20 protein-coding genes are annotated in these 20405 nt (G+C 36.5%); 15 read left to right on the top strand and 5 right to left on the bottom strand.

Translation table 11 applies throughout. From position 1 onward, the window contains the following. Positions 1–3: 3 nt before the first annotated feature. Together yidC and G7Y56_RS06695 are read right to left on the bottom strand one after the other, a co-directional pair. Positions 4–1950: a membrane protein insertase YidC gene (yidC, locus tag G7Y56_RS06700; protein WP_165042113.1), complete on the bottom strand. Its 1947-nt coding sequence runs from the start codon at positions 1948–1950 to the stop codon at positions 4–6. A gap of 35 nt (positions 1951–1985) precedes the next feature. Continuing rightward, entirely contained in the window at positions 1986–3596 is a 1611-nt protein-coding gene (locus G7Y56_RS06695) for a CTP synthase (RefSeq protein ID WP_165026382.1), read from the bottom strand. 249 nt (positions 3597–3845) lie between these two features. Between G7Y56_RS06695 and G7Y56_RS06690 the strand changes: the two genes are divergently transcribed. From G7Y56_RS06690 to G7Y56_RS06665, 6 genes are all read left to right on the top strand, one after another. Further along, positions 3846–4433: a TetR/AcrR family transcriptional regulator gene (locus tag G7Y56_RS06690; RefSeq protein ID WP_165026384.1), complete on the top strand. Its 588-nt coding sequence runs from the start codon at positions 3846–3848 to the stop codon at positions 4431–4433. Positions 4434–4474: 41 nt separating this feature from the next. Continuing rightward, the gene (gene fabG / locus G7Y56_RS06685; protein ID WP_165026387.1) at positions 4475–5221 is read left to right on the top strand and encodes a 3-oxoacyl-[acyl-carrier-protein] reductase; all 747 of its coding nucleotides are present in this window, start codon (positions 4475–4477) and stop codon (positions 5219–5221) included. 381 nt (positions 5222–5602) lie between these two features. Further along, positions 5603–6559 (top strand): fimbrillin family protein, encoded by a 957-nt coding sequence (locus tag G7Y56_RS06680; protein ID WP_165042112.1) that lies wholly within the window; start codon positions 5603–5605, stop codon positions 6557–6559. A 172-nt stretch (positions 6560–6731) separates the two neighbouring features. Continuing rightward, positions 6732–7703, top strand: a complete 972-nt coding sequence (locus tag G7Y56_RS06675) for a fimbrillin family protein (RefSeq protein WP_165042111.1) — start codon at positions 6732–6734, stop codon at positions 7701–7703. Positions 7704–7835: 132 nt separating this feature from the next. Then, a complete protein-coding gene (gene ruvB, locus G7Y56_RS06670) occupies positions 7836–8858 on the top strand; it encodes a Holliday junction branch migration DNA helicase RuvB (protein WP_165026394.1) in 1023 nt (340 codons plus the stop codon). Positions 8859–8915: 57 nt separating this feature from the next. Next, entirely contained in the window at positions 8916–10163 is a 1248-nt protein-coding gene (locus G7Y56_RS06665) for an ABC transporter permease (RefSeq protein ID WP_165042110.1), read from the top strand. Here G7Y56_RS06665 and rlmH read toward each other — a convergent pair whose 3' ends face one another. After that, positions 10164–10637: a 23S rRNA (pseudouridine(1915)-N(3))-methyltransferase RlmH gene (gene rlmH, locus G7Y56_RS06660; RefSeq protein ID WP_165042109.1), complete on the bottom strand. Its 474-nt coding sequence runs from the start codon at positions 10635–10637 to the stop codon at positions 10164–10166. 91 nt (positions 10638–10728) lie between these two features. On the opposite strand from rlmH, the gene G7Y56_RS06655 reads away from it, so the two are divergent. From G7Y56_RS06655 to G7Y56_RS06615, 9 genes are all read left to right on the top strand, one after another. Next, positions 10729–11595 carry a nucleoside phosphorylase gene (locus G7Y56_RS06655; protein WP_165042108.1) on the top strand — a complete coding sequence of 289 codons (867 nt, stop codon included), beginning with the start codon at positions 10729–10731 and terminating at the stop codon, positions 11593–11595. A 28-nt stretch (positions 11596–11623) separates the two neighbouring features. Then, positions 11624–12280, top strand: coding sequence for a vancomycin high temperature exclusion protein (locus G7Y56_RS06650; protein ID WP_165042107.1), 657 nt, complete (start codon positions 11624–11626; stop codon positions 12278–12280). A 40-nt stretch (positions 12281–12320) separates the two neighbouring features. Further along, entirely contained in the window at positions 12321–13457 is a 1137-nt protein-coding gene (locus G7Y56_RS06645) for a porin (protein WP_165042105.1), read from the top strand. 29 nt (positions 13458–13486) lie between these two features. Beyond that, the gene (gene mnmE / locus G7Y56_RS06640; protein WP_165042103.1) at positions 13487–14878 is read left to right on the top strand and encodes a tRNA uridine-5-carboxymethylaminomethyl(34) synthesis GTPase MnmE; all 1392 of its coding nucleotides are present in this window, start codon (positions 13487–13489) and stop codon (positions 14876–14878) included. A 256-nt stretch (positions 14879–15134) separates the two neighbouring features. Then, positions 15135–16061, top strand: coding sequence for a helix-turn-helix domain-containing protein (locus tag G7Y56_RS06635; RefSeq protein ID WP_165042101.1), 927 nt, complete (start codon positions 15135–15137; stop codon positions 16059–16061). A gap of 2 nt (positions 16062–16063) precedes the next feature. Continuing rightward, positions 16064–17164: a site-specific integrase gene (locus tag G7Y56_RS06630; protein ID WP_165042099.1), complete on the top strand. Its 1101-nt coding sequence runs from the start codon at positions 16064–16066 to the stop codon at positions 17162–17164. Positions 17165–17207: 43 nt separating this feature from the next. Next, positions 17208–18212 (top strand): RhuM family protein, encoded by a 1005-nt coding sequence (rhuM, locus tag G7Y56_RS06625; protein WP_185153985.1) that lies wholly within the window; start codon positions 17208–17210, stop codon positions 18210–18212. Positions 18213–18214: 2 nt separating this feature from the next. Next, positions 18215–18748, top strand: a complete 534-nt coding sequence (locus tag G7Y56_RS06620; protein ID WP_165042097.1) for a hypothetical protein — start codon at positions 18215–18217, stop codon at positions 18746–18748. Positions 18749–18758: 10 nt separating this feature from the next. Further along, positions 18759–19514 carry a hypothetical protein gene (locus G7Y56_RS06615; RefSeq protein WP_165042095.1) on the top strand — a complete coding sequence of 252 codons (756 nt, stop codon included), beginning with the start codon at positions 18759–18761 and terminating at the stop codon, positions 19512–19514. A 2-nt stretch (positions 19515–19516) separates the two neighbouring features. Here the strand turns inward: G7Y56_RS06615 and G7Y56_RS06610 are convergent, their stop codons facing one another. Continuing rightward, positions 19517–19975, bottom strand: coding sequence for a hypothetical protein (locus G7Y56_RS06610; RefSeq protein WP_165042093.1), 459 nt, complete (start codon positions 19973–19975; stop codon positions 19517–19519). Between the two features lie 4 nt (positions 19976–19979). Further along, positions 19980–20381: a hypothetical protein gene (locus G7Y56_RS06605; RefSeq protein ID WP_165042091.1), complete on the bottom strand. Its 402-nt coding sequence runs from the start codon at positions 20379–20381 to the stop codon at positions 19980–19982. Positions 20382–20405: the final 24 nt, after the last annotated feature.

The raw sequence follows: 20405 nt of genomic DNA, 5'->3' as shown, positions 1-20405 counted from the left end.
ATATTATTTCTTTTTCTTATTAGCAGCTCCTTTTTTAGCATTTCCCTTCGCTTGTTGCTGTTGCAGACGTTGTGCCTCTTCAAGACGAGCCATAAAACCCGATTTCTTTTTAGGCTTAGCTTTATTTGCTTCCAACTTAGCTAATACCTTATCTTCATTTATAGCGAAACGGAAAGCTAGAGTCAACAATATAGTAATCAACAATGATATGAAGTAATAGTATGTCAATCCTGAAGGATAATCGTTAAGTACAAAGAAGAATACTATCGGCATCAAATACATCATCCACTTCATGCCCGGCATTTGCTGCTGTCCGGTGTTCGTTGCCTCCATATTGAACTTCGTATACACAATGTTAGTTATAGTCATCAATATACAAAACAAACTGATATGGTTACCTATAATCCAAATAGGATTCGACCATTCTATAATTGCATCATAAGTCGAAAGATCGGGTGCCCAAAGGAAACTTTGATGACGCAACTCAATCGCATTCGGGAAGAACTGGAATAAGGCAATCAAAATAGGCATTTGCAGCAACATAGGGATACATCCACTCATCGGGTTTGCCCCTGCCCTACTATATAAAGCCATTACAGCTTGTTGTTTTTCAGTTGCCTGTTCCGGCTTAGGATATTTAGCATTCAATTCCTCTACCTGCGGTCGTAAAACTCGCATTTTAGCAGAAGACATAAACGATTTGTATGTCAGAGGTGATATAATCAATTTAACGATCAATGTTAGCAACAGGATCACAATACCTATCGATAAACCTGTTGACTTCAACATATTAAACAATGGAATAACAAAATATTGATTCACCCAACGGAACAACGCCCATCCCAGTGGAACCAATTTATCCAAGTCTAACTGTTGATTAACATCTTTTATATTGGCATCGTATTCCTTAAGATGAGAGTACGACATTGGCCCTAAATAGTAAGAAAATCCCGCATGCATTGTACCTGCATTAATATCTACGGTTGCAGGAACATATAATATAGCTTCGCAGGCTTTCAAGTAGTCTTCTGATGTCAATACCTTCGAATCAAGTTGTGCAACTTCAATTCGGTCGTCGGCAATAAGTATTGAGGCGAAAAATTGATTTTTAAATGCAATCCATTTTGTTGGCTCTTTAACCTCTTTAGACTCATTCTTGTCGGCACTAAGTTCCTCAACATCGCTAGCCATATATTTGTAGTAAACATGCGAATAACGCTGCTCGTTCTTCAAGCTTTTTTCTTGTCGACGCATTTTCTGAGACCAGCGTAGTTCGAATAAGTCAGCTTTTTCTCTGGCTAACATCGGTTGTAGCCCGACTACATTTATATCATATTTCATCATATAATCATCTTCGGAAAGCATGTATATGAAATCAATATACTGATCGTTAGCATAAGCATAGCGCATTATCAACGATTCCTTATCTTTTGCAGGAACAGGTGTAAATATAAGGTCACCCGTTCTCAATACCTTACCGTTCTTGTTAGTAAGTAATAAGTCCAGATTCGAATCCTGATTAAATAGGTATAGTGAATCATTGTCAAAACGATTATAGCCTTTTAATTGAGCTTTAACCATCTGCCCACCTTTAGTTGAGAAGCTTACTTTCACCTTCTCATTCTCTAAAGTTATAATTTGTTCTACTAAGGTAGTATCAACTACAGTATTCAATGAATCAACATTGGCAGCAACCGCTACTGAATCATTTTGAACAGGAGCTGTAACTGCAAAAAAATCATCAGCACCCTTATCTTTTGCTTTAACACTGTTAGATGACGACGCATTCCGTTGCTCGGCATCGCGCGTTGTTTGTGCGTATTCTATTGAATCACGACGAATTTGTTCTCTTTCTTTTGCAAGCTCCTCTGCCGATGGCTTGCTCAACACTGAAAATCCTATAAGGACAGCAGCGATAAGGGCAAACCCTATAATCGTATTCTTATCCATTTACTAGTTTCTGTTTATAATATATTCTTTGTTTATCACTTCTTTTTATTTGCGACCACAGCTTTTATAAAGCTAATGAACAAAGGATTAGGGGATAAAACGGTACTGTTGTATTCAGGATGAAATTGCACACCCAAAAACCATTTTTTCGTTGGCACTTCTACCACTTCCACTAAGCCTGTTTCAGGGTTAATTCCTGTACTCTTCATTCCGCTATTTTCAAAATCGTCTTTGAAATCGTTATTAAATTCGAAACGATGACGGTGACGCTCTTCTACCATAGGCTTACCATATGCCTTATATACAAGGGATCCTTTTGTCAGAGCACATTTGTAAGCACCCAGACGCATTGATCCGCCCATATTGGTAATATTTTTTTGTTCCTCCATCAAGTCAATCACTTTAAATGGACTATTAGGATTCATTTCGGTCGAATTAGCATCTTCTAGCCCTAATACATTCCGAGCGTATTCTATTACCATGCATTGCATACCTAAACATATACCAAATGTAGGGACATCATTTACACGCGCATATTTTATCGCAGCAAATTTACCTTCGATACCACGTTGTCCAAATCCGGGAGCAATAACCAAGCCATCCATAGATGACAGCATTTTTTCCACATTCTCATCTGTCAGTTTGTCAGATTGGATAAATTGAAGGTCTAGTTTGTGATCACTATATATAGCAGCTTGCAATAGTGATTCGTTTATCGATTTATAGGCATCAGGCAGTTCTACGTATTTGCCGACTAAGCCAATACGTATAGTTTCTTTTGCTTGTTTCTTTTTGTCCAAGAAATCACGCCAAGGTTTCATTTCCGGTTTTTCGCCAATTTCCATTCCAAATTTACGAAGTATTATTTCATCCATTTTTTGCTCTTGCATCTTCAATGGAACTTCATAAATAGTAGGAACGTCTACCGATTGCATTACGGCATCAACCTCAACGTTACAGAACAAAGCAACCTTGCGAAGTATCTCTTTATTCAATGGATGCTCGGTTCGTAGCACTAACATATCAGGCTGAATACCTTCCGATTGAAGTTCTTTTACTGAATGCTGAGTCGGCTTTGTCTTTACTTCCTTTGCAGCAGCAATATATGGCACATAAGTAAGGTGTACACAAAGACAATTCTTTCCTAGTTCCCAACGTAATTGACGTACGCTTTCAATAAATGGTAATGATTCGATATCACCAACTGTACCACCAATCTCCGTGATTACAAAATCGTAATTATATTTTGAGCCCAACATTTTGATGTTGCGCTTAATTTCATCTGTAATATGAGGTACAATTTGAACTGTCTTCCCCAGATAATCACCTTTACGTTCTTTACTTATCACGTTCTGATAAATGCGTCCCGTGGTGATATTATTATCCTTGTGGGTGGGTTGATTAAGAAATCGTTCGTAATGTCCCAAGTCGAGGTCTGCTTCATGACCGTCAACTGTTACATAACATTCTCCATGTTCGTATGGATTTAATGTACCGGGATCAATGTTAATGTAAGGATCTAATTTTTGGATAGTAACTTTATAACCCCTTGCTTGTAATAACTTACCTAACGAAGAGGCAATAATGCCTTTGCCTAAGGAAGAAATAACCCCTCCTGTAACAAAAATATACTTTGTATTAGCCACTGCTTTTGCGTTTTATATATTTTACTCTTAAGAAAGCACAAAAGTATAAAAATTATTTAGATTGTGCGTTGTAAAATGCGAGTTATCCGCCTCCTAAAAATAAAATAGTTGTTAACGTTTTATTGCATCCACTCAATTATAGCAAGCCAGTTATACATTTTTTTATAAAAACGATTAGAAACTTATGTTTTCAATATTTTTATATTAAATTTGCACACTAAACAGAATTATGTGCATCTTTGTTTATCTATGGCTATAAGTAAAACTCGAAATACATTAATTGATGTTGCCCGGCAACTATTTGCGAGATTGGGCGTAGAAAATACGACGATGAATGACATCGCCGTTGCTTCTCATAAGGGGCGTCGAACATTATATACATACTTCAACAATAAAAATGAAGTATATCAGGCAGTTCTCGAAAACGAACTGGAACAGATGTACCATTCATTACAAAACGTAGCCAACAAAAATCTTCCGGCAGACGAAAAACTTCTCCTCTTCTTCTTTACTCGATTCGACACTATTAAAAATGTTGTTGCAAGAAACGGGACACTTAAAGCAGATTTCTTCAGAGATATCTGGCGTGTACAAAATGTGCGCAAATCATTCGACAGAAAAGAGATACAGATACTCAAAGACATATTGAACAAAGGGGTCGAAGAAGGAACTTTCGAAATGCCAAGCACTGATGTCACCGCCGAAATACTCCATCACGCACTTAAAGGATTGGAAGTTCCATATATACGTGGACAGATAAACCCGATGAATCCGGCAAGCGAATCGAACAGAGAAAATATATCTTATCTCATATTTCAGGGAATAAAGAAAAAATAAATATAGAAAATCAAAATTAATTTTAATTGATATTTTAAATTATGAAATTACTAGAAGGTAAAACTGCTGTTGTAACAGGTGCAGCTCGCGGAATTGGAAAAGCAATAGCTCTTAAATTTGCACAAGAAGGTGCTAATATTGCATTCACAGATCTAGCTGTAGATGAAAATGCTAAAGCTACTGAAGCCGAGATTGCAAAATTTGGTGTAAAAGTAAAAGCTTACGCTTCTAATGCAGCCAATTTCGACGATACACACAAAGTGGTAGAAGAGATTCTTAACGATTTCGGAAAAATAGATATACTTGTTAACAATGCAGGTATCACTCGCGATGGCTTAATGATGCGTATGAGCGAACAACAATGGGATATGGTTATCAATATCAACCTAAAATCTGCATTCAATTTTGTACACGCTATCACTCCTATCATGATGAAACAAAAAGGAGGTAGCATCATCAATATGAGTTCAGTAGTTGGTATTTCGGGTAATGCCGGTCAAACTAATTATTCGGCATCTAAAGCAGGTATGATTGGTTTAGCTAAATCAATTGCTAAAGAAGTTGGCTCTAGAGGCATTCGTGCAAACTGTATCTGCCCTGGATTCATCATTACTGAAATGACAGGCGCTTTATCTGACGAAGTGAAACAAAAATGGGCTGAGCAAATACCTCTTCGCCGTGGCGGTACACCCGAAGATGTTGCTAATGTAGCAGTATTCCTTGCTTCCGACCTTTCTTCATACGTTAGCGGACAAATAATCCCTGTGTGTGGTGGCATGAATATGTAATATTCGAACATATAAATAATATATTGATTTAATAAATTCAGTATATAATAAAAAAAGGCTTTTGAGAATGATTACTCAAAAGCCTTTTTTTTCATAATTATATATAATATCCTCCTTTAACTAACTAGAGGAACCAAAGAACTCAACAACCTATAAAACAGAACAATAACTAATAATAAAAAGAACATATGAGCAAATAACTTCTAACATTCATATGCTTTAAAACATAAAATACAAACAAAACACAAACTCAAACCCCAATATAAAATATAATCCACTAAACTTTTACAACTAACAAATGTTATTTTAAAAATACTAAATTAATAAATAAATATTTAAATAATATTTTATATAAAAAATCAATTTAAAATCAAACATGTCATGAGAAGAGTTACTTTATCCTTATTTGCTGTGTTCAGTTTATTTCTTATAGGTTGTAGTGATGATGACGGCACAGAAACAGATCTAGGTCGAAGCAGAGACCCCAGTTCGAGCATAATAAGCCTGAAAGCAGAAGTGCAATCGAGCACTGAAGTAAAAGCCGGACCTATAAATAGCAGTTTCAGCACTGACTTCCCTATAGGTATTTATTCCTACAAGAGTGCGTGGCTGGCAGGTAGCGTCAATGTCATCAATAATGACTCAGCCACTGTAGCAGGGGCTGCAGGCCACAATATCACATTTGCCCACGGACCATATTATTATCCTGCAGATGGAACCACATTGAACTTTTTCGCCTTTTCACCTCAAGCCGCAGAATCTACAGCCGCAGGTGCAGGAACGAGCCCTGTAGTGACACATACTATAACAGGCCAAGAAGATGTTATGTGGACTTCATCAACCGGAAGCAAGGTTGGTTCTGCCCCAGCAACTGCGCCTGTGCTCAATTTTGCACATAAACTTACACAGTTGCAATTTACCTTCCAATCAGACACAACATATCCTGCATCGGGCAATAGTGTAACTTCATTAACCGTGAATGCACAACCCAATACCGTGCTGATGAATGTAGAAACAGGTGTTTGTACCTTTAGTGGCAGTATGGCTATGCAAGCTCTTTCTACAGCCAATCAATCATCCGGTATTGGCATCACAACTGCTGGTGCTAATGCCAATTCACCGGTTATGACTAATGCAGGAACTTCATATTCTCTTACAATTATAGTTAAACCTGCCGGATCACCCGCTGTTACCTATACCAATGTACCGGTTACGTTGACAACCACCGCCGGTAGCGCACATATGATAACTCTGAAATTTACAGAAACAGCAGTTACAGCTACAGCTACAGTTGCTGCTTGGGTAACGGGAACAGGTGGTAATGTGACTGTACTATAATAATACATATAGAGGAGTATCTGAATTTATACTAAACACTACACTACCAATCCGGTATTCCTCTATTCTATTTCGCAATAACTAAGAGACAAGTTTACTATTAAAATATTCGATAAGAAATATTGTGAAGAATCTGCATTTAATAATATTCTTATTTTTAATATCGATAGCTGTGTTCAACGGTTGCACTACCGATAGTATATATTCAATCGAAGAGACCGAAAGTTACGACCAGACACCTGTCATGTTTTCATTAAATCATCATACACAGGGTGGAAAAAGCAGACGGTCTAACAGCAATATGACTTTACCTAAAGACGACAGTTCAGTTGCCGTATCAATGGAAGAAGAAAAATGGGAAGATAAAGAATTTTCGGAAACAAAAACGTCATGGGCCACTTCAGGCACTGCTGTAACATGGACAGCAGGAGATAAAGTAGGAATTTTCATGCGTGATGCATCCGCTACGCCTGTAACCTACTTCAACCGTGACAATGTACAATATAATATTAATACAGCGGGAACAGCATCCAGTCTATTATCGGCAAATACGCCCTCATCAGCAATATATTTTCCTCATCCGTCAAGCCAAAATGTAAAATTCCTTGCATATTATCCATATTCTGCATCGAATAATTCTTTAGTACTGAATTACACTCTACCAACAGATCAAACAACAGCAACAGCATTGAGCAGTGCAGACCTGATGAATGCTACATCTACAGCAAATGGAGCGTCACCAAATATCACTTTGGCTTTCAATCACCGTATGACATTACTATCTTTTAAAATAAACACGTTGTTGTTATCGGGAACATTAAATAAAGTTTCAGTCAGCGGAACAGCAATAACAAATACAGGCACATTAGATTTAAGCAGTTCCGTTCTAACACCTAATACATCCACAACCTTTTCACCATATAAAACAATAGGGCAAACTGTTGGACCCTCGACTTATGCATATGTAGATATAATAATAAACCCCTGTGTATTGACAAGCAATAGTGGCTCTTCCCAACTGAAAGTTACATTAGAGTTTAACGGACTACTCGGAACTCACACTACAAATCTGAATCTCAGCAGCTTTACTTTTGCACAAGGCACACGCTACATTTATAACTTAACCGTTACATTGTCTATCTAAGAATCACTATTACAGACATAAGTCGAAATTTCGCAGTCTATCTAAGCACCAAAGATAATCTCAATCGATTGTATATTATTAATCAAACCAGATATTAAGACATCACTTTTTTCTATACCTTTGTCATAACATATGGAAGAAACATTTGATATACACAGAGGTAATATAAACGAGAACGAAAAGGATTTCGAAAATGCTTTGCGTCCACTCTCTTTTAATAGTTTTAGCGGTCAGATAAAAGTTGTAGAGAACCTTCAGGTTTTTGTTACTGCTGCCAAAATGAGAGGCGAATCGTTAGATCATACATTACTGCACGGTCCTCCCGGATTGGGGAAGACTACTCTATCGAATATCATAGCAAACGAATTGGGTGTAGGATTTAAAGTAACCTCCGGTCCTGTATTGGATAAACCGGGCGATCTGGCAGGACTACTAACATCGCTCGAACCTAATGACGTACTTTTTATAGACGAAATACATCGCCTATCTCCTGTGGTAGAGGAATATCTATATAGTGCGATGGAAGATTATCGTATCGATATCATGATAGATAAAGGCCCCAGCGCCCGATCGGTGCAAATAGAACTAAATCCGTTTACACTTGTTGGTGCAACTACCCGTAGCGGCTTATTGACAAGTCCTTTGAGAGCCCGTTTCGGTATCAATATGCACTTAGAGTACTATGATATGGAGACACTGACAAATATTATCATTCGTTCGGCTAATATACTAGACGTACCTTGTAGCAAAGATGCTGCGGTTGAGATATCGTCGCGAAGCAGAGGAACTCCCCGTGTAGCAAATGCGCTATTGCGTCGTGTACGGGATTTTGCACAAGTGAAAGGATCGGGTAAAATAGATAAAGAAATTGCCTCTTATTCGCTTGAAGCATTAAACATCGATAAATATGGACTTGATGAGATTGACAATAAGATATTATTGACTATTATCGATAAGTTTCAAGGTGGTCCTGTTGGAATATCTACTATTGCTACGGCATTGGGTGAGGATACGGGTACAATAGAAGAGGTTTACGAACCATTCCTTATCAAAGAAGGTTTTATGAAGCGCACACCACGCGGACGTGAGGCTACAGAATTAGCATATAGGCATCTGGGCCGAAAAAAAGAAAGCGAACAAGGCTTCTTGTTTTGAATATAAACTATGGGTCATAAGGAATATAACAACTTATAACCAGCTATATATTACAATTTGAATTTAGAATTATTTATAGCCAAACGAATCCATTTTAGCAGCAAAGAAGATCAGAAAAGAGTTTCTTCGCCAGCTATAAAAATAGCGATAGCCGGTATTGCTATCGGTTTGGCAGCTATTATACTGGCTGTATCGATAGTCGTCGGCTTTAAAAAAGAAGTTCGTAATAAGGTTGTTGGTTTTGGTTCTCATATCCAAATTACAAATTTCGATAACAGTACATCTTACGACACAAATCCAATCTGCGTAGACCAACAACTTACTGATAGGTTGAAAAACATGAATGGTATAAAACATGTTGAAACCTATGCTACCAAGCCCGGCATAATAAAAACAGACGATGCGTTTCAAGGTGTTGTACTTAAAGGAGTAGGTGAAGATTACGACTGGGATTTCTTCAAACAAAACATAGTAGAAGGTTCTATCCTCAATAAAGAAGACACAACCTCTGTCAATCAAACTATAATATCTCAGAATATTGCTGACAAACTCAACTTAAAAGTCGGTGATAGCTTTGTAACTTATTTTGTGCAAGAACCAATCCGTGCCCGCAAGTTTACGATATCAGGTATCTACAGCACTAATTTCGAGGATTATGACAAATTATTTATCATTACCGATATCAAACTGATACAGAGGCTCAACGAATGGGAAAGCGATCAGGTAAGCGGTATTGAATTGTTAGTCAATGATTACGATAAACTGGATGAAATAAGACAAGATGTATTTCTTGACATGATGCCATATCGGGATCGGGACGATAATACATTCTTCACTCGGTCGATCAAAGATATGAATCCTATGATATTCAGTTGGCTGGACTTGTTAGACATGAATGTATGGGTTATCATAATCCTGATGCTTGCTATCTCTATATTTACAATGATCTCCGGCCTACTCATCATTATTCTCGAACGCACTAGTATGATAGGAACACTCAAGACACTGGGTGCCCGCAATTACAGTATCCGCAAAACATTCTTGTATGTTTCGTCGTTTCTTGTGCTTAAAGGAATGTTCTGGGGGAATATTATTGCTTTCATTATTATGCTGGGGCAAAAATATTTTGGATTCATTAAACTGGATGCTGAAACATATTATGTATCGGAAATGCCAGTAGATATAAACATACTATACATTCTGCTTATCAATATCGGTACATTAGCTATATCTATGCTTATGATGGTAGGTCCATCTTATCTGATAGCTAAAATATCTCCTGCTAAAACTATCAGATACGAATAATTATTCGTGGTGATAAGGCTCATTATTCAATATAGTCATCGCCCTGTATAACTGCTCAACAAATATTAATCGGATCATTTGATGAGAAAAGGTCATGCGTGATAAAGTCAATTTTTCGCTGGCTCTATCATATACCGATTGTGAAAAGCCATAAGGCCCTCCGATAACAAAAACCAAACGCTTACTTACGGTATGAGTTTTCTTTTCGATATACGACGCAAATTGCACAGACGAGTACTCTTTGCCTCGTTCATCTAACAGAACCAGATAATCACCCGCCTGCAATCCTTTGAGGATAAGCTCTCCTTCTTTTTCTTTTTGCTGATCTATCGTGAGACTTTTTGTATTCTTCAAATCAGGAATTATCTGCATTTCGAAAGGGATATAGTGCTCCAAACGTTTCTGATATTCGTTGGTAGCTTCTATAAAATAACTGGCATCTGTTTTGCCTATAACGAGTAAAGTAATTTTCATACATAAGAATTTGAGATACAAAGGTAAGACTTTTACTGTTTTAAGAAACTATTCTATATCTTTGTAGTTAATTATTAAAAAAGAATGCATTATGAGAATTATTCCAGAATCTGAGTTAATTATTAACAGTGATGGTAGTATATTCCATCTAAATATAAGACCTGAACAGTTAGCTGATAACATTATTCTAATGGGTGATCCCGAAAGAGTGAATCTGACTGCTTCGTTTTTCGAGAGTGTAGAACACGATATACAAAATCGCGAGTTCCACTCCATTACTGGTGCTTACAAAGGAAAACGTATTACGGCCCTATCGCATGGCATCGGTCCCGACAATATGGATATTGTTGTTACTGAACTTGATGCTCTTGCCAATATCGATTTTAATACCCGTCAGGTAAAGAGTGAATTTAAGCAACTTACAATGGTACGTGTAGGTACATCGGGCGGATTACAACCCAACTGCCCTATCGGATCTTATGTTGTTGCTGACAAATCTATTGGTTTCGATGGTGTCCTCAATTATTATGAAGGTAGAGATAATATTGCTGAATTAGAATTTGAGAAAGCATTCAAAAAACATGTAAACTGGTCGCCACTGCACTGCTCGCCTTATGTAGTGAAAGCTGATGACGAACTGGTTAAACGTATTGGAGAAGGTATGATAAAGGGGGTTACAATCTCTGCAATCGGATTCTATGGCCCGCAAGGTCGTTATGTACGTATGCCTCTTGCTAATCCTGATCTTAATTCTAAGATAGAAACTTTTGATTACAAAGGTGATGTCATAACTAATTACGAAATGGAGAGCGCTCCATTAGCAGGATTGAGTAAATTGATGGGACATAAAGCTATGACTGTATGCACTATTATAGCCAATAGACAGGCGGGCGAATCGAACTCAAATTACAAGGGATCAATAGAAGACCTGATCAAAACAGTTCTTGAGCGTATCTAACTAAAAGCTTTTAGCATTTAAATTATAGATGAAAATTCGGACTAAGAGAATTTTAAAACGTATCTGTGAAATAATTTTTATTGGCATAATAATGATACTTGCTATTATAATATATGCCAACTGGAAAATACCTCACGATACTAAAAATTATATATACAATAATGTAGATAGTATTCCTGCCCAAAAAGCAGCTTTAGTACTTGGTACAGCTAAAAATATTGGGAATCGCCCCAATATCTACTTCACGAATCGAATACAAGCCGCGAAAGAATTGTATGAAGCAGGGAAAGTAGATATTTTCGTAGTGAGTGGTGATAATAGTCGTGAGACTTATAACGAACCCCAAGACATGCGTGATGCATTAATTGAGGTTGGTGTGCCTGATAGCATAATCTATATGGATTATGCGGGTTTTCGCACACTCGATTCAGTCGTAAGAATGAATAAGATATTTCAACAGGATGCGTTTATTGTTGTGTCACAAGAGTTTCATAACGAAAGAGCGATATTCCTTGCTCAGTACTACGGACTGACCGCCTATGGATATAATGCTGACGACCCAACTCTTAATCGTTATTCATTCAAGACAAAAGTACGTGAAAAATTTGCTCGCGTAAAAGTATTTGTAGATATATTGACAGGCAAAGAACCTAAATTTTTAGGAGAGCCTATAGACATTAATTAAACCTAGACAATTATATTATAAACTATCCGCATTGCGATTTATGAAAAAATCATTTTTCATGCTATTATTAAGCATGTTATGCACATTAAGTTATGGACAAGATACAAACAGTGAACTCTTAAAAAAGTTAGTAGAAAAAGAAATTCTGACACAAGACGAAGCGGACGAGATCCAGCGAGAATCGACTCTGGAAAAGCAAGAGGATACATTTACGAAAACTACCGAAAAAATAAAAGAAACATTTAGCTCGCCCTATGCTCAATTCGGCGGTTACGGATTATTTTTATATAAATATAATGATATAGCCAAAGTTAAGCATACTGCTGAACCGAGAGTTATATTCTTATCGCTAAGTGGTGAATTAGGCAGTAATATCAGATATTATATACTGGGAGAAGTTGTAGACCCGATGCTCTTTGAATTTTATGGTGAATGGACACCAGTAAAGGCTTTTGGCTTAAAAGCTGGACAGATGAAGACTCCACTATCAATGGAGAATCAAATTTCATTGACGGGCCTAGAAACAGTGTCTTATACCCGATCGGTTTCTAACTTAACAGGTATGGCTGGGGATGTATTGGTAGGTAGATTGACAAATAATAATGCAGGACGGGACATTGGTATCCGTGTTGCAGGATCGACTAAAAACGATCTTTTGTGCTACGCACTTGGATTGTATCAGGGAACAGGAATCAACACGGCTGAAAACAATAATTCGAAAGACCTGGCCGGAAGCCTTATATTTCAACCAATCAAAGGTTTTCGCATAGGAGGAAGTGCTTATTGGGGCGAAGCTCATTATACCAAACCGGGCGACACTGAAATCGGCGACCATGTGCGAAATCGCTGGGTACTAAGTTCTGAATACAAATCGGATAGATTTTACGCGAGAACTGAATGGATTACGGGCAATGACGGAGGAACAGATAAAGAGGGTCTTTATGGTACCGCACTTTGGTATTTTATACCTAAAAAGTTCAATACAGTGGCTAAAGTAGATTATTACAATAGGAATAAAGATGTTAATAGCGAAGTTATGGATTACACTTTGGCGGTTAATTATTATTTTTACAAACAGTGCCGTCTGCAACTTAACTATGTTTATTCTGACTATTCGAAAGATTGGGAGACAAGAAACACAAATCTTGTTTTAGGTCAGCTACAGGTAGTATTCTGATATTCCATAACTAAATTTGAAAACAAAATATGCACAACAATAATATAATTGCCGCAATATCTACCCCTCCGGGCATTGGAGGAATTGCCATTATACGCCTATCAGGAAAAGGCTGTATAGAATTTGTAGATAGTGTATTTAAATCACCCGGTAATAAAAGGCTGGCTGATCAAAAAGCGAATACTATACACTTCGGATCTATTATAAGAGATGGTGTGGTATTGGACGAAGTGCTAGTCAGTGTTTTCAAAGCCCCCTACTCTTTCACCGGAGAAGATAGTGTGGAAATATCCTGTCATGGCTCTGTTTATATACAGCAAAATATATTGCAATTATTAGTCGCTCAGGGTGCTTCATTGGCTCAACCGGGAGAGTTTACCCAACGTGCCTTTTTAAATGGCAAGATGGATCTCTCTCAAGCCGAATCTGTGGCTGATCTTATCGCCTCAACATCTGCTGCAACTCACCGTTTAGCGATGAATCAAATGCGAGGAGGTTTCAGCGATAAGCTAATGGAACTAAGGCTTGATCTTCTGAACTTCACTTCGTTAATTGAGCTAGAATTAGATTTTTCGGAAGAAGATGTCGAATTCGCCAATCGTGAAAAGTTGAAAGAGTCTGCACAGCAAATAGAATCCCTGATCAATAAATTAGCGAATTCCTTTAGTTTAGGAAATGCAGTGAAAACAGGTATTCCTGTTGCTATCATAGGTGAAACAAACGCAGGGAAATCGACATTGCTGAACCTTTTATTAAATGAAGAGAAAGCAATTGTATCCGACATACATGGTACGACCCGTGATGTTATAGAAGACGTCATCAATATACAAGGCCTAACGTTCTGCTTGATAGATACCGCCGGAATACGTGATACCCTCGACCATATAGAAAGTATCGGGATAGAACGTACATTCAAAAAGATAGAACAGGCTAGCATTGTTCTTTGGGTTATAGATAGTGAAACAGCCGATATACATATAGAAGAATTAGCTGAAAAAATTTTACCGGCTGCTAAGGAAAAAAAGCTGATCCTTGTTTTCAATAAAGTAGATGTCATTTCAACTGACAGAAAGCTTCAAAAGAAGCAATTGTTGATAGATAAAATAGCTGATCGTATCTTTATTTCTGCTAAATACGAACAGGGCACAAACCAACTCGAAAGCATGCTTGTAAAAGCGGCGAATATTCCCGAAATAGGTGAACAAGATGTAATTGTGACTAATATAAGACACTATGAAGCTTTAGAAAAAGCATCGAATGCAATTCATCGTGTCATTGAGGGATTAGAGTTAAATATTTCGGGCGATTTTCTTTCGCAAGATATACGTGAATGCATGCATTATTTAGGCGAAATAACAGGACAAATATCTACAGATGAAATATTGGGAAATATTTTTGGTAAGTTTTGTATCGGCAAATGATAACTAATCAATATTAATAGATATTACTTATAATGTATAACTAAGTCGCTATTTTATAGCGACTTTTTCTTTTCTATTTTTATCTTTGGCAATCAATATTAATGAATGGTGTGACAGTTTTTCTGTCATAATTGTACCGTTTTTGTCAAAATACAAAATAGGCATAGTTTTTGTTCATAGATAATATATGATTGGAACACCATGAAACACAGTGAAACATCATGGAACAAAAACAGGGAGAAATAAAGGAGAAATTATGAGTAGTAAAATGCAAATAAAAAAGAAATGCGAGTGCTGTGGGAAAACGTTCACTGCACAAAAAACGACTACACGTTATTGTTCGCATAAGTGCAACTCCAAAGCATACAAGCAAGGTAAGAGACAGTTCAAGATGGTAGGAATAAATTATTCTACCATGCAGGAGATAGAAAAGATAAGTGATAAATACGATAAAATAAAAGATAAGGAATATCTCTCGGCATCAGAGACAGCTTTTCTTCTTGGTATTGAGCGAACAACCGTTTACCGTTATTTGCACAGAGGTAATCTTAAAGCTGTACAAATGGATGGTAAAACATTTATCCGTAAAGCGGACATAGATAATATGTTTGACAATATTGAGGAGTATGAATATAGAGCAAAGCCAAGTAAAGAGCCAAAACCATTAACCGAATTATATACAGTAGCCGAGATTAAAGAAAAATTCAATATCAAAGAATCATGGCTCTACAAGATTGCCCGAGAAAACAATATCCCTAAAACATTGATCCGAGGTAAATCATATTTCAGTAAAGAGCATATCGATAAATATTTTGAAAAGAAAGGCTTTAACGAAAGTCAGGATATTAGAGAATGGTACTCAGTAGAAGACATTCAAGAAAAATATAATCTTTCCACAGCGGCTATATACAGTTTTGTATCCGAGCAGAATATTCCCCGAAAGAAAGACGGACGCAAAGTCTTGTATTCAAAGAAAGACTTCGACATATCCAAAGGTTACGAGCAACCCAAAGAAGCCGAATATTATACCACAGAAGAAGCCATGCAAAAGTATAGCCTCACTCGTGATGCTCTCTACCATTATGTGAAGTATCATAATATACCTAAAGTAAAAGAAGGACGATATGTGAAAATATCTAAGCCTGATTTAGATAAATTGTTTCAACCTCAAATAACACTGTAACTATGGGAGTAAGTAAAGTAGCACTTCGACAGCGTGATATTACAGCAGGAAGAAAAAGTCTGTATCTCGACTATTATCCTGCCATTCGTGACCCTCATTCGATGAAGATGATACGAAGGGAATATTTAGGCATCTATATTTATGGACGACCACGCAACGAAATTGAAAAGGAGTATAATAATGAGATGGTGATGAAAGCCGAAGTCATCCGCAGCATGAGAGTACAGGCAATAATTAATGAGGAATATGGTTTTCTGGATAAGAATAAAAAGAAAGCCGACTTTCTCGCTTATTACAAACTGAAAGCCGAAAAGAAAGACCAGAAGTGGATGAAAGTCTATCAGCACTTTTCTAATTTTGTCAAGGGTAAATGTACCTTCGGAGATATAAACGTAGACTTGTGCAACCGATTTCGGGATTATCTGATGGATGCAAAACAATTGAAGCACAAAGATCTTCGCATATCGCAAAATTCAGCATCAGGATATTTCTCCACATTCAGAGCCTTACTGAAAATAGCATACAAAGAAAAGTTTTTCAGGGAGAATCTCAATGAATATCTGGATTCAATCAATACCACAGATGTAAAAAAAGAATACCTGACTTTGGATGAATTAAAAACATTAGCCAATACACCTTGCGACTTCCCGATATTGAAGTCAGCATCTATATTTTCGTGTATGACAGGTTTACGGATAAGTGATGTCCTAAAATTGGATTGGAAGGAAATACTTCCTGCTTCCGAGGGTGGTTATTGTATGCGGTTAAGAACTGAAAAGACAGAAACAGAAACTACCTTACCCATTAGCGATGAAGCATTGGAGTTATGCGGAGAAAGAGGCAAAGGCAAAGTATTCAAGGGACTGACAAAGTCCATGACTCAACAATCACTGAAAGATTGGGTATCCAATGCAGGGATAACAAAGCACATTACATTCCATTGTTTTCGTCATACTTTTGCTACCTTGCAGGTTGCTTTAGGTACTGATATCTATACTGTGAGTAAGATGCTTACCCATAAAAATGTATCTACAACACAAATTTATGCTGACTTGGTGAATGCGAAGAAAAGGGAGTCAGCTAATAAGATAAGTTTAAAATAATCACGATGGTATCATTTGATAACATCATAAAAAAACAAATATCATGAATAAGGAAGAAGTAAAAATCGGCGACAGCCAAATTATAATTTATCAAACCTCTGATGGTAAAACCCAATTAGATGTAAAACTCGACAATGAAACAGTTTGGCTATCACAAACACAGTTGATAGACTTATTCCAGTCCACAAAGCAAAATATTAGTTTACACATAAATAATGTATTTAAGGAAGGTGAACTTGATAAAAAAGCAACTGTCAAGGAATACTTGACAGTTCGACAAGAAGGCGAAAGAACCGTAAAAAGAAATATTGAACATTACAGCCTAGATGTAATAATATCAGTTGGTTATCGTGTAAAATCACAGCGAGGTACTCAATTTCGTATCTGGGCGAATAGTGTACTAAAAGAATATCTAATCAAAGGGTATGCTATCAATCAGAATGCTAAAACCGAACAATTAGATGATTTGAAGAAAACGGTTAAATTGCTTTCAAATGTTTTGAAAAACAAAGAGCTTACAGCTGATGAAGCAACCGGACTATTGCGTGTGATAACAGACTACACCTACGCTCTTGATACTTTAGACAGATATGATTTTCAAAAACTCGAAATAGAGAGGATTACTACAGAAGAACCATTCAATGCTGATTATAATAATGCGATGGGGGCTATTCATGTGCTGAGGGATAAGTTTGGAAGTGGAGGATTATTTGGCAACGAGAAAGACCAATCATTCAAAAGCTCGATCAGTACCATTTATCAAACTTTTGGAGGAGAGGAATTATATCCCAGCATAGAAGAAAAAGCTGCAATGTTATTGTATTTAGTTACTAAAAACCATTCATTCAGTGATGGTAACAAGCGTATTGCCGCATTTCTGTTCCTATGGTTTTTAGAGAATAACGGTATTTTATATAGAAGTGATAGTACCAGACTTATCGAGAATAATACACTTGTTGCACTTACTTTGATGATTGCCGAAAGCCGAACCGAAGAAAAAGATATGATGGTAAAAGTTGTTGTTAATCTTATTAATAAGAATAACTAAATATGAATTTTAGAAATAAGCTATCGCAACGTATAGGAATGGGCGATATCAATGAGATACTTCGTCTAACCCATGATAGTGACAGCCGAAAACAAGAATTATATGATTTGGTTATTGGTGACGATGGATCCATCGGGTATCATGCCGCTTGGATTTTTACTCATTTTTCATCACAGGATAACGAATGGTTATACAATAAACAAGATCAGGTGATTGATAATGCCTTAGTCTGTAAGCATGGAGGAAAACGGAGAGTAATGCTAAATTTGCTTTACAGACAGCCATTCCCGAATCCGCCAAGAGTAGATTTTCTGGATTTTTGTTTAGAGCGAATGATGTCTAGCGAAGAATTGTCCGGAGTAAAATCGCTTTGTATGAAAATCGCTTATGAATTATGCCGTCCCATTCCTGAGTTAGTGCAAGAATTGAAAACAATGCTTGCAATGATGGAAGGTGATTTAGTTCCATCTATAAGAGCCGTCCGAAGAAACATTCTAAAGGCAATGCAAAAAGGAAAGAGTTTACAGAAACATTAATTTTTACAACATGAATTACAAAGACCCTGAAAATATATTACTCATTATATGTGGAAGCACGGGAATAGCAGCACTTGCATTGGTATTTCGCTATCTTTTTATTGTGAAGTGGGGATTTGATGATTTCGGGGCAAACCTTGTATTCATTATTATATTTGTAGTCGGGTTAGTCTTTTTTATTTCTTATCTCGAAATCATTCAGAAAGTTATCCCTCCATTATTCAAAAGGCGAAAACAAATAATAGAAAATCAGGATATAATACCCGAATCCAATACGGCTGAAGATATTGAACCCACCGTTGAGCCAGAGCCAGAAGAACCTATTGGAAATGAAACACCAGTTATTAATGAACTTGATGTAATAAGGCAAAAGCACCAACAGGACGAAATTATAAGAAAGCAAGAAACACTTGAAGTTGCTATTCAATATACAAGAACAACCTTTGCACCCTTTGCTGACGATCAAAATATAAACCGCCTATGTGAATATGTTATTCAATATTCTACAGGAACTGAACTAAAGGATGTAGAACCCGTAAGAGTAAAAGATTTACAAAATATAGATTTATACCATTTTGGTTGGAATATCTGGAATCATTTTCGGATAAACAAACAAGATGATATAGCTCTATTCCTTAAAATCGTTTTTGCTCGAAATCTAAAAGATGTTGATACTGATACTGTAAGAAAAAAACTGACTTTTAATGAGGGGAAATGTAAGATTTTACTTCAAAACAATGTATTACACTTATCACATCAGATATAATGTTATAATTTAATCTCGCTATTTTCTATTTTATCTTCATACTTCTCTCGATTAATTCTGTCTGCAATACGTTGTTTCACCAATAAATAAAGTGCTCCAGAAACTAAAGATAAAATAAACCCACTTAATATAATCATGAGTTGAGGTGGATTTTCATGAATCATATTTTGAATATTATCATAGAAAAGACCAAATATTATCATAAAAACACCGATAAAAAAATATATAGGAAGAATGATCCTCATCATCCTATTTTTATAGACTAATTTATTACTAATACTTTGTCCAATCCTAACCTGTTTATAAATTTCTTCTATATCAGCAGCCGTAATCTCTATGCTTTCCTCTCCTAAAAAGTTTTTTGAATTTATAATTTCAGCTTCAATTTTTTTCTTAAAATCGTCAGTAATAGTGTTGATTTTTTTGAGAGCAGACTCTGTATAAATTATTTCTTTATTCATGATCTTAATTCTTTGAGGTTTTTCTAACAATAAATATTCCAACTCCAATAACAGCTGCAATAACAAATAATAGTGTAAAATAAGCAGGGGAATTTTCTTGGGTTGCTTGAGAACCAAGATATCCACATCCAGCTGTTAATAGATATTCACCCGCCTGTGCCCATAGTTTCCATTTTGGAGTTTTATCTATTTCAAGATGGGACATTATTACTTTTGAAGCATCTTGTACATTTTCATAATTTATTTCAACCTCTGAATCAATAGCTTTTCTTGCTTCTCCAAATTTCTTGGATTTTTCTAAAAGTAAAGAAGAATAATCGGTTACTGTATCAGTATATCTTTTTATCCCCGATTCTGTAAAACCGGATTGTTTTAAAATCCCAGTTTTGATTTCTACTATATCCATCCTCTAAAATTATATAATATTTTT

Origin of the sequence: Dysgonomonas sp. ZJ709, from assembly GCF_011039195.1 — a bacterium.
Taxonomy (GTDB): Bacteria; Bacteroidota; Bacteroidia; order Bacteroidales; family Dysgonomonadaceae; genus Dysgonomonas.
This window is presented reverse-complemented; position numbering and strand designations above follow the sequence as displayed.